General features: G+C 56.3%; 8 protein-coding genes and 1 pseudogene. 1 reads left to right on the top strand and 8 read right to left on the bottom strand.

Annotation, left to right across the window (positions count from 1 at the left end; genetic code table 11):
* Nucleotides 1-142: 142 nt before the first annotated feature.
* Nucleotides 143-769, top strand: a complete 627-nt coding sequence (locus NH344_RS15485; RefSeq protein WP_044628754.1) for a putative metalloprotease CJM1_0395 family protein — start codon at nt 143-145, stop codon at nt 767-769.
* A gap of 20 nt (nt 770-789) precedes the next feature.
* Here the strand turns inward: NH344_RS15485 and NH344_RS15480 are convergent, their stop codons facing one another.
* The 8 genes and pseudogenes from NH344_RS15480 to NH344_RS15445 form a co-directional block, all read right to left on the bottom strand.
* Entirely contained in the window at nt 790-2,502 is a 1,713-nt protein-coding gene (locus NH344_RS15480) for an EAL domain-containing protein (protein ID WP_240312625.1), read from the bottom strand.
* Between the two features lie 284 nt (nt 2,503-2,786).
* Entirely contained in the window at nt 2,787-4,730 is a 1,944-nt protein-coding gene (locus tag NH344_RS15475; protein WP_044628756.1) for a methyl-accepting chemotaxis protein, read from the bottom strand.
* Nucleotides 4,731-4,926: 196 nt separating this feature from the next.
* Nucleotides 4,927-5,406, bottom strand: coding sequence for a C40 family peptidase (locus NH344_RS15470; RefSeq protein WP_253028096.1), 480 nt, complete (start codon nt 5,404-5,406; stop codon nt 4,927-4,929).
* Nucleotides 5,407-5,479: 73 nt separating this feature from the next.
* Nucleotides 5,480-5,647: pseudogene (locus NH344_RS15465) on the bottom strand (histidine phosphatase family protein); the annotation flags it as partial.
* A gap of 95 nt (nt 5,648-5,742) precedes the next feature.
* Entirely contained in the window at nt 5,743-7,497 is a 1,755-nt protein-coding gene (locus tag NH344_RS15460; RefSeq protein WP_062360510.1) for a bifunctional diguanylate cyclase/phosphodiesterase, read from the bottom strand.
* Nucleotides 7,498-7,616: 119 nt separating this feature from the next.
* On the bottom strand, nt 7,617-9,539 hold the full coding sequence (locus tag NH344_RS15455) for an alkaline phosphatase D family protein (protein WP_253028095.1): 1,923 nt from the start codon (nt 9,537-9,539) through the stop codon (nt 7,617-7,619).
* A gap of 42 nt (nt 9,540-9,581) precedes the next feature.
* Nucleotides 9,582-10,946: a HAMP domain-containing sensor histidine kinase gene (locus NH344_RS15450; protein WP_172415833.1), complete on the bottom strand. Its 1,365-nt coding sequence runs from the start codon at nt 10,944-10,946 to the stop codon at nt 9,582-9,584.
* Nucleotides 10,943-11,617 carry a response regulator transcription factor gene (locus NH344_RS15445; protein ID WP_058579734.1) on the bottom strand — a complete coding sequence of 225 codons (675 nt, stop codon included), beginning with the start codon at nt 11,615-11,617 and terminating at the stop codon, nt 10,943-10,945. Before NH344_RS15445 ends, NH344_RS15450 begins: the two co-directional genes overlap by 4 nt.
* Between the last annotated feature and the right edge of the window lie 52 nt (nt 11,618-11,669).

Raw genomic sequence — 11,669 nt, 5'->3', positions numbered from 1 at the left:
CGTCCAGGTGGATAGGCTTTCACCCATAGCGGATGGCTCTCTTGGTTCAGATTCTTGGCGGAACACACTGAATTTTCAAGAGAATACCATCCGCTATCTTCGTTTTCGGGCCGGCCTCATGAATAAGCCGGGGTAATCGCTTATGGATATTTCTGCTTTAAATGCGTTTTCCGGCTCCACTGCGACTTGGTCGGCTTCCAACCTGCCTACTCCGCGGGTCGAGCGGAACGAGGCTAGCAGTCAACGCTCTAAGGCCGACGGCCCGCTTTCCAACGCTGAGCCAAGCAAAGAGACAGACGAGCGTACAGAGAGTAGCGAAAAGACGGCGGGCCCTACTCGCCCTGATGGCACTCCGTTAGCCCCGGAAGAGATTCAGCAACTTGAGCAGTTAAAGCAGACAGATCGAGAAGTGCGCCAGCATGAAATGGCTCATCAAACAGCAGGCGGGCCCTACACAGGCGGTGCTTCTTACGATTATGAGGTCGGCCCAGACGGCAAACGCTATGCAGTAGCCGGTGAGGTGCCGATTGATTACGGTCCGGTTCCTGGCGATCCACAAGCTACAGTCGAAAAGATGCAGACAGTGATTGCAGCCGCCATGGCACCAGCTGATCCATCGCCAAAGGATCTGCAAGTTGCCGCTCAAGCACGGCAGTATTTACTCGAAGCAAAGCTAGAGGCCGCACAAAAACAGAGCGAGATGAACCAAGCGCGTGGTGAGCATGATAGTGAGCCTGCCAATGACGAGCCGCCCGAGCAGACAGCTTAAACGCTAAATCATTTGAGCGACTATAGCGTGGCTAACGCTCGCCACTCATGACGCTGGGTCCAATGTGTTAGCCACTCTGATACGGCTTCTGGTGGCATTGGCCGAGCAATACCATACCCTTGGGCTAACTCACATCCCAGCGCCATTAGCGCCTTGGCATGCTCAAGCGTCTCTACGCCTTCGGCCAGCATTGGACGTTTAAAGCGATTCGCCATATAAATAACGCTTTCGACAATTGCCATGTCATCCTGGTCGCTCAGCATATCGCGCACAAAGCTTTGATCAATTTTAATTAGACTGACAGGCAGTTGGCGTAAATGAGTTAACGACGAAAACCCAGTACCAAAATCATCAATGGCAAAACTGACTCCTAGCGCTTGGCAACTAGCCATATTTTTTAGCGCAGCTTTCACATCATGCATTGCCGCACTTTCCAATACTTCCAGCTTTAACAGTGAAGGCGACACCGTAGGGTAGCGGGCAAGCAGCTCTGCTAAGCGTTGGCTAAAGTTGCTCACTAAAAGGTGCGTAGGGCTGATATTGACGTTAATCGGCATTTCAATACCGTCATTTTGCCACTGAGTCAGCTGTTGTAGCGCATGCTCTAACACCCACTCGCCTAGATCCACTTCCAGCGGGGTGGCATCTATAGTTGACAAAAACTGCCCAGGAGATAACAGCCCACGCTCGGGATGTTGCCAGCGAATTAATGCCTCAACACCCACAACCTGGCCGCTGCGCATATCTACCTGCGGCTGATAGAAAAGTCGTAGTTCGCCATGCTTTAGTGCATCCATAAAGCGCTGACGCTGCTCATGGCGTACCTGAAGCAGAAGGTCATGGGTAGGATCAAAAAGGTGGTAGGTATCCCGGCCGCGCTGCTTGGCGCGATACATAGCTTGGTTGGCATGGCGCAAAAGCACATCGCCTTGAGCATGATCGCTTGGGTAAGAAGTAACGCCTAAACTGGCAGTCAGGTAAATTGCTTGGCCTTCAACGATTAGCGGTTGGCGAATGGAGGCCAACAGCTTTTCAAAAAACGAGTCCTCGACACCATGGTGAAGCAGCAGTACAAACTCATCACCGCCAATACGAGCAAGTACATCATCACCAAACAGCAGATGACTGATGCGCTGCGCGAATGCTGATAATAACGTATCGCCTATCTGGGGGCCAAGGCGATCATTAATGGCTTGGAAGTGATCAATATCCAGAGAACAAATCGCCAGCGGTAGCTGCCGATGTTCCGAATGCTGAATAGACTCTTGGATAAGCTGAGTTAGCAGCTGCAGGTTTGGCAGCCCTGTTAACGCATCAAAATAGACTTCACGGTTCAAGTGACGGGCGTGGGAAGGAATGGCAGAAAGATCTGCCAGCACAATCACATGATGATCAATTCGACCCTGCTCATCCCGTACCCGGTTAATTGACATCATACCGGGGTAAAACTGCCCGTCGTGGCTACGATAACTAATCTGACTTTTACTGCGGTCACGCAGTTGAAGCTCCTCGCGTAACAGACGCGTGGTGCGACTATCATCAAGTGGCAAAATGCTAAACGCTTCCGGCGACCGGCCTCGAATTTCACTCAGCGCCAACCCCGTTAGCTCGCAGAAGGCTGGATTAGCATCCACCACAAGATTATCAGCATCGGTAATGATGATGGCCTCATTAGCGTAGCGAAACGCCGATTCAGCAGGCGCTAAAAGCGTACTAGAATCGGTCACTGACATTGTGGCGGCGCTAAACGGCCAAGATACTGCTTGGGCAGCGGGGTGAGGCAAAGACTGCTCCTTCGAGTCGTTCAAGGGCGGGCGCATACGTCTCTGCTCTCCTCGTATAAGCTGGTTAAATTTAATGGCTTTCGATTATATTAACACCGTCTTGCTACATATGTTTTAGATTAAATAGCGTTAAATCAACGTGCTACTTTAGCCTCAGCAGACATAAGCCAACGCCCCTCTCCCTCACAAAAAGGGAACACAGGGTTCCCTTTTTCGCGTTTTACTTAGCGCCATTAACTGTAGGCAAGCTGCTGACTATGGCGTGGCGATATTTCTGCAACGCGGAAACGGCTAACCAGCGTGGTCATTTCTTCAGCCTGGTCATCTAGCGAGCGGCTTGCCGTGGCGACTTGCTCAACCAAAGAAGCATTCTGCTGGGTAACATCTTCAAGCTGTGCCATCGCATGGCTAATCTGCTCAACTCCCGCTGACTGTTCATGGCTAGCTGTCGCAATCTCGTCTACCAGTGTCGCCACCTGCTGCACACGCGCAGCAATTTTTTCCAGTGTGTCACTTGTCGTGGCAACTAACGCTTCACCTTCGTTAATACGCGCTACGTTATTGTTGACCAAGTGGCGGATCTGACTAGCCTCTTCGGCACTGCGGCTTGCCAACTTACGTACCTCATCAGCGACTACTGCAAACCCTCGCCCATGCTCGCCAGCACGCGCCGCCTCTACCGATGCGTTCAGTGCCAATAGGTTAGTTTGAAAGGCAATATTATCGATAGCCGTTACGATGGTTGTCACTTGCTCATTCGCCTGATGAATGTGCTGCATTGCCTGCCGGGCCTGCATTGCCACCTCAGTAGCTTCTTGTGCCTGGTTAGCAACGCCACCAGTCATACGCTGAGCTTGGTGTGCGTTATCCGCATTTTGCCGCACGGTGGCGGTCATCTGCTCCATACTGGAAGCTGTCTGCACGAGTGACGCTGACTGCTCCTCAGTGCGCTGAGCAAGATCTTGGTTGCCCTGAGCAATTTCATTGCTGGCAAGCGCTACCGACTGTGCATTGCGCTTCATTTCAGCAATCAACTGTTCTGTTTGCGCTGACGCATCGTTTACCGCTTGATAAAGCCTAGAAAGCTCATCACTACCGGGCACCGGCAGGCGCTGCGTCAAGTCATCGCCGCGTTCCGCAATGCTTACTAACGCTCGCTGAAGCGGTCTCGTTATGGTGCGAACAATGAGTATTGCCATGCCAATGGCAATTACAGCAGTCACTACAGCAATCGCTAAGTACCACCATAGATCTCGCTGTGCTTGGCGCTTAAGCTCATCAGCGGTGCTCACGATAGATGCAGACACACTATCCTCCAGCGCCTTTAAGCGGCCAATTTTTACTGTTTGCCAATCGAACCACTCTTCTGGGTTTACCCCGTAGCCTGCCGTTTGCTGAATCGCTAGTGCGCGCCGCTCCAGCACGCGCTCAACCTCCGGGCCACTCAAAGCTGCCTCCAGTGCCTCACGGTTAGCAGCACCAGATAAGACACGAAAAGTTTCTAGAAATGCACGTTCCTCACCTATTAATGACAAGAGACGCTGCAGGGTCGCTTCAGGCATCGCATCGGCAGCAAATACATTTGAAAGAAGCGCACGCTCAATACCTGCCAAATCTTTTGCCTCTAACAAATTATAATAGGCTGCCAGTTGACGGGTAATCGCGCCCTCTCCCGTTAAGTGGGCAAGCTCGCCAACGAGTACCATCAGCAAGCTATTAAGCCCTGTATAGTGGCCTAGCGCTTCCGGTGTTGCCACACTAAGCAGGTCTACCTGGTCACGCAGCGACTGGTTTTGCTGCCATTGTTGCTCAACCGCAGCCAACTGAGAGCTGATCGTGGAGGTCAGCAGCGTTGCATCAAGTTGATCACGCTGTTGGAAAAAAGCTTCCGCAGCAGCATCCGTATCTGAACGCTGCTGGCGCAACCGATCTCCGAACACCTTTCCCTGGCTGCCTAAAAAGCCAGCCGTCATGCCGCGCTCCCGCTGCACTTGATGTACCCAGCCCCCTGCCTGTTGAGCCAGTGCAGTTAGTGCTTGCATACGTGACAGCTCGTTAACCGCTGCCTGCCGGGCAATGGCACCACTGGCAGCAAACCATCCCAGCGCTATCAAAGGCAGCACCAATACTAGGGCAAACTTAAACCGCATCGGTAAGCGGTGGAGAATCTCTTTCATCGCGTTGCTTAGCCTCAATTTACATCGTTCAGGGAGGTAAGCGGCGTACTCGTTTTTTTATTGGCCTATATAGACTCTTTATTTACCAAGTTTGCCGCATTTTGCCAGGCAATTAAATACGATTAGCTGGCAAAACAGTCCGAGTGTATAGCGATAAGAAAAATATACCTTGACCTGTATCACCCTGGCAGCTCATTTAAGGGGCTGGACCTGCCGCCCCTAAAAAGCGCTGCTGCCAGTAGTCGATATCCAGCGGCACGCTGACCACCGCTCGGCCACTGCCGGGAGCATGAATCATCTGACGATTGCCGCCATAGATGCCAACGTGCGTGGCTTTGTTGCCATCGCCGAAAAACAGCAGGTCGCCGGGACGTGGGGCATCTACTTGGGGAAGCGCACGAAACTGGCCGTCGGCGGTGCGTGGCACGCGAATACCTGCGGCGCGGTAGGTCATCTCGACGAGGCCGGAGCAGTCCAAACCGTCGGGAGAGTTGCCACCCAAGCGATAAGGCGTGCCGATCGCCTGCTGGGCATGGGAGAGTATCAACGCGCGCTCCATCGAGATGCCCGATGGCAGGCTGGGCGCGGGGGTCATAGCTACGTCTTTACTGGCACACCCTGCCAAGAGCAGCAGCATGAGCAGCGCACAAAGAGATGAACAGCGACTCAATGACATGGCAACGCTCCAAAAAACGTGTTGCTCTTATCATGGCCTAAGCGCCGTTGACCCGCTACTGCATCACTCGCCGTTAACGGCCTATCCACTCGATAAACGTGCTTTCGCCTAGTGCATGGCGCTCGTGGCGCAGGCGGCTCATCGCCGCATAGGGCAAATCCATCACTAAGCCATTGCTAAGCGGCTGTTCCAGCACTTGGCGCAGCAGCGCATTGCATACGAACAAGTATGCATGCATCACCTGAGCGAGTTATGAAGTGTTAACGCCATAGTGATGTTTTGATATGACAGCGGCAGGACACTCTCATGACGCCCTGATTACGGCTGCGTGACAACCTAGCGACAGCCACCTACACAGCAGCCGCGCCGCTCCACAAACAGGCTGTTACCCGCGGTTTTCTTGGCCTGATGCTTGAGTTCCGAGAGCTGCGCGGCGATCTCCAGCGCCTTGCAAGGGGCGGGGTCGGTAATCGGTTTAACCGCAATGGAAACACTGACAAAGGGGAAGAACGTCACGCCTCCCTGACGGCTCTCTATCGAAATGCCCCCTTGCTGGCGGTCTTTTTCTTCGTAAAATCCAGGCGCCATCACTTCAAAGGAGTGCAGAATCTGCCTGCACACGCTTTCCCAGTGCCCCAGAGGTAGCAGCATCATGAAATCGTCGCCGCCGATATGGCCGATAAAGCCACCCGCACTCTCTACCTGGGCCTGTAGCAGCCTTGAGAGTGAAATAATTACGTGGTCGCCGCGGGCGTAGCCGTAGGCATCGTTAAACGCCTTGAAGTTATCTAAATCCACATAGGCCGCCGCAAAGCCGCTGCCTTGGGATAAATACGAAGACAAGGTTTCGTTGATCAGAATATTGCCGGGCAGCCCGGTGAGTGGATTGGCATGGCGCGCTTGGCGCACTTGAATCGCGGTAATTTCTCGCAGCAAGTCGACGATATTCCCCATCCCCAGGTACTGACCATCGCCATCGACGATGACGAAATCTTCCTGTTCGATGTCGCGGCTGTCGGTGAGCTGCTGGCTAAGCGCCTCCAGGGAGAGATCCGCATCCGCGACGATCATTTTAGGGTCAGCAATCTCCAGCACGCAGCGCTTGGCGTACAGCGCGTGACTGTACTGATTGGTGAACAGCGTGAGGAAGGCATTGCGGCGCACCACCGCCACGGGAACGCCCTCTTCGATCACCGCCACGCAGCGCAAGCGCGGGTCCCCGCGAAAGCGCTCGGCCAGTGCTGGCACCAAACAGCTCGCCGAGACGCTCTCAATGGGGCGTAAAATGGAGTGCGCGGTGCGACCCGCCGGACTTTTAAGCTGGGTCGTGGCAGGCAGGAGCGTATTGAGCTGCATGGGCGGCTGAAGGCTTGGCCGGGCAAAGTAAAACCCCTGCAGCAGTGCCAACCCGCGGTCTAGCTCCCATAGGCAGAGATGCTCGGCAGCCGTCTCGACCCCTTCCGCAATGAGCTGGCAATCCAGACTACGCGCCACATCCAAAATGGAGCGCAGAAACTCGCGCTTAGCGGGTTCCTGATCAATACCAGAGATAAAGTGGCGATCTAACTTGACGAAGTCGGGCCGCAGCTCTGACCAGTGGCGCAGGCTGGAGTGCCCGGCTCCTAAATCATCCAGCGCCACCTGAAAGCCCATATCGCGGTAGTGGTCCACCGCTTGACGCATCAGTTCGTAGTCGTGAATCGGCACGTGCTCGGTCAACTCAATGACCACGCGCTCAGGGGGCAGGCCGCTCTCTTGAATAAAGCTCAGCGTCAGCCCCTCGCGAAAGTCACGCTCCACGATGGTTAACGGCATCACGTTGAGAAACAACAACCCCGGCAGCTCAAGCTCGGCAAAGCGGCGAATGGCGAGCCGCCGACACAGCAAGTCCAATTCAACCAGCAGGCCAGCCTGGGTCGCCACATCAAATAGCCGCAGAGGGGAGTGAAGCGGGGACGTTTTTGGCCCGCGGATCAGCGCTTCATAGCCATAAATGGCCTGCTGATTGGCGTCCACAATCGGTTGGAATAGCACGTGCAGCTCTTCTGCCGCAATAATTTGATTTAGCCACTGCGCTTCTTGTGCGGTCATATGCCTGCTGCCCTATCAAACGTAAACTATCCCTATGATTTGTAACGCTCCATGAGGAAGGTTCTAGGGCAGCAAGCGTGCGTCATTGTGATGACATTTGTATGACAGACAGCGGTTCTCTACGAGTCGACAGGCACCTTAGGGGGCGGAAAGACCACGTCACCGCCGCTGGCATCGAGCTGGCGAATATCCGTCGGGTTGCCCTGCTCATCCAGGCTTACCAGCCCAATGCCGCTGGCGTTCCATAGCCGCTCTCCGGCGCTGGCTTGGTCTGGGTCCCGGGGGTAGATGCTAAGCTTGCGCCGCTTGGTGAACCAGTTCAGCGGCGATAACGGCGCGTAGAGCCAACGGTTCAAACGGTCGAAGGTATTCAGCAACTGCTTGGGAAAAGTATTTTTCACCCCACTCGAAGTGATTTGCCATAGCTTTGGAGCCCGCTTCTGGCGGCGTACGACGATATCGTAGGCAAAGGAGTAGTGAACATCACCGGAGAGGATCACGTAGTTACCGGGGGTTTTGGAGTGCCGCCAGATATGCAGCAGCACGTTGGCCGCACCGCGGTGCGCCATCCAGTTCTCGGCATCCACCACCAGCGGTTTGCCCGCCAGGGTGAAGAGTTTTTGGATACTTTCGATCAGCTTGACGCCAAACATGGGCGCAGGCGAGACGATCACCGCGCTTTTAGTGCCCAGCAGCGCCTGCTGCATCTCCATCAGCGCCTCCCAATCCATCAAGCCTGACGGGCGGTTGGGGCTGCGCTCGCTGCGCCAGCGGCGCGTACGGGTGTCCAGCACGATGAGTACGGGCGTGCCCGGCACCTGAAACTCCCAGCCCTGAAAGCGCAGCAGCCGCTCGATAAACGCGTCCTGGCGGTCAGGCTTCAGCGGGCCGACATCGTCGAACAGCGTGATCGCTTGGTGAAGCAACGGATTAAGTTTATCGGGCGCATTCCCCCACCCTTGGCAGAGCAGGTACGCCACCAGCGCGTTGCCGATAATACGTTTTGAGAACGGGTGGCCGTAGGCACAGCGCTCCCAGTCGGCAGTCAGGTTCCAGTCATCGGTGACATCATGATCATCAAAAATCATCAGGCTGGGCACGTGGGCCATCAGCCGCGCGCACTGAGGCAGACCCTCTACGAACGCTTCGATGATCGCCTGCTCTTCCTGGTAAGCCTCAGCATCTTTTTCGCCTAACGCCGGGGCGTCATAGGCAATCACCTGCCACGGCACGGGCGACCACACTAGGCAGTACATGGCGAGCATCTCGGCCAGCGTCATCAGGTGGTTCTGGGCGTTCGCCGAGGTGAATACCGGCTTTTTTACGCCGCCAAAAAAGCGCTCACGCAGCGCCGCGTTGCTGGTGACATCCGGCAGCAGCGCTTCCCGGTGGTAGTAGCTTTCCGGGGCGTTATACAGCGCTTGGCTGTCATCGACGGTAGCGCCCTCAAGCAGCTCATCCACCAGCCCCAGGCGGGCGATCAGCGCATGAACCGCCCGCAGCATGGGGCCTGCCACGTCGTCCACGTACACTTGGTCGCCGGTCATCAGCAGCCAAGCGGGCCACTCGGTAGGGGACTCCTGGCGCTCGGCTATCCAGTTATCGGCCCGCACTAAGCCATCGGCGCTATCGTGATGGGGTTTACGACAGGAGCCGTGCATCAGACGGTGGTGGCGAGAGGCCAACACAAACCCTGGGTAGTCATAGTCATCGTGGCATAGCCACGGCGCCCACTCCGGCAGGGGCTGCCACGCGCCATCAGTGCTTTGTACCTGCAGGTCGTAGGCAATGCGGGTGTCGGTGGGCAGCGCGGTGGGCAGCGAAAGGTCGATACAGTGAATATAAGCATGCCGACCAATCGCCACGCGCTGGTGGGCGTTATCTAACGCGTGGGTTTGCTGCTCCTCTTGCTCGGGGTTCAGCACGAGCAGCATGGTCAGCGGACGGGTCGCTACCAGCCATAAAATCAGCCGCGACGGCGAGAGGCGACGCAGCAAAGGTCCAACCAGTACGTCGGGTAACGTCGTGGCGATTTGTGTCATTTCACACCCTCTGTGCTGTGTGTTGCATCGCTCTTAAGATCGTTAAGTAGCGACCACAGGCAGTTCAATGACTACCTCTAAACCGCCAGACTCGGCGCGCTGAAGACGCATCTGGCCATGATAAAGCGTGACAAGGTCCGTCACGATGGCTAATCCCAATCCGCTGCCAGAGCGCTGCTCATCCAGCCGCCTGCCGCGCTGGACAGCGGCTTGACACTCTTGCGGCGTCATGCCGGGGCCGTCATCGCTGACAACCAGCAACAGCATCTCGCTTTGAGCCTGCAAGCGGATATGCACATCGCTTTTGCCCCAGCGCAGGGCGTTGTCCAGTAGATTACCCACCATCTCCTGCAGGTCCTGACCATCCATATGCACCCGCACGCCGCTATCCACGGTTTGGCGCAGGGTAATATGGCGGCGCTGCGCTAGCCGGGCAAGCCCGGTGATGAGCGGGGCCAGTGTGCCTTGGAGAGCCACCGGAGCAAAGCGTACTCCCTCGCCCGCAGCGGAAGCTCGCGCCAGATGGTGGCGCACGGCACTGTCGATACGCGACAGCTCGGCCTCCCAGGTATCGCGACTCTCGCCCGGTAGCTGTTTGGCCAACAGCCGCATCACACTAATCGGCGTTTTTAGGGCGTGAGCGAGGTTACCTGCCGTGTGGCGGCCCCGTTCGATGAGCCGCTGGTCACGGGCCAGCACGGCGTTCATGGATTTTGCCAATGTGGCCAGCTCGTCGGGCAAACGAGTTTCTAACTGCTCTGCTCGCCCCTGCTCCACCTCGCGCAGGTTAGCATTCATACGCCGCAGCGGCGCTAACCCCCAGCGTACCTGAAGCGCCAGTACGCCCAGTAGCAGCGCCCCTAGGCCCAGCAGGCCCAGCCACAGCATCTGCTGAAACTCCTGAATATCTTCGCGTAAATCATCGTCCCGCGCAGCCACGCTCACGTGCAGCGGTGTTTCTAAAGGCGCTAGATAAATATCGCGTTCAACGACACGTAACTGCTGTCCCCTTGGGCCTGGTAACGTGCGGGCGGTCACCCGCTCGCTCTCCAGCACCGGCAAACGCTGATCCCATAACGAGCGCGATGCGACCGAGCGGTTCGCCTCATCGGTGATTTGCCAATACCAGCCGGAATAGACATGGTCAAAACGCGAGTCGCCCAGGGCGCGCTCATAGTTCAGCTGCTGGTTCAGCGGGTCGTAGGTGACCCCAGCAATCACCACATTGAGCGTCGCTTCCAGCCGTTCATCAAACGCATTGACCGCAGCGGTGCGGTAATGGTGGGCCAATAGCCAACCAGCAACCGGCAGCGCCAGCAGCACCATGAGCAGCACCGCCAACAGCAGGCGTAGATTGATGGAGCGGCTAGCCCAGCGCTGACTCCAAGAGAGCACATCGGCGCTCATGAATCGCTCGGCTCATCGGCTAACAGGCGATACCCCTGACCGCGCAGCGTGGCAATGCGCCACGCGCCTAGCTTGCGCCGCAACCGACTGACCTGAACATCAATGACGTTGGAGTCGGGCTCGTGGTCACGGTCGTAAACGTGCTCAGACAGCTCGCTGCGGCTGACCACTCGCGGCGCGGCATGCATTAAGTAGCTTAATAGGCGGGTTTCCTGAGCGGTTAAGCTCACGGGACGCCCCGCCAAGGTGACATGCTGGGTGTGAGTATCCAGGCTAAGCTCGCCCACTTTAAGCACCGGGTGCGCATGGCCATGGGTACGGCGCACCAAGGCCCGCAGGCGAAACAGCACTTCGGCGGGTTCAAAGGGTTTGGTGACGTAGTCATCGGCCCCGGCGGTAAAGCCAGCGGCTTTATCGGCCCAGCGTTCACGGGCCGTTAAGATCAGTACCGGCAGATCAATACCATCCTCCCGCCAAGAAGAGAGCCAGCGAGTGCCATCGCCATCGGGCAGGCCAATATCCAAAATGACCGTATCGTACGCCTCCGTGCGCACCAAAAAATCTGCTTCCTGGCCGTTTTCCGCCAGCTCAACGATCCAGTCACCATCTTGCAACGCTTGACTCAGCTCACGGGCAAGCGCCTGGTCATCCTCTACCAGTAAACACTTCATCAAAAAAACCTTATCAATAAACCCAATGGAGGCAGGAAGGTGGGGGACGCAG

It is taken from the genome of Halomonas sp. Ps84H-12, assembly GCF_024124725.1.
Classification (GTDB): Bacteria; Pseudomonadota; Gammaproteobacteria; order Pseudomonadales; family Halomonadaceae; genus Vreelandella; species Vreelandella aquamarina.
This window is presented reverse-complemented; position numbering and strand designations above follow the sequence as displayed.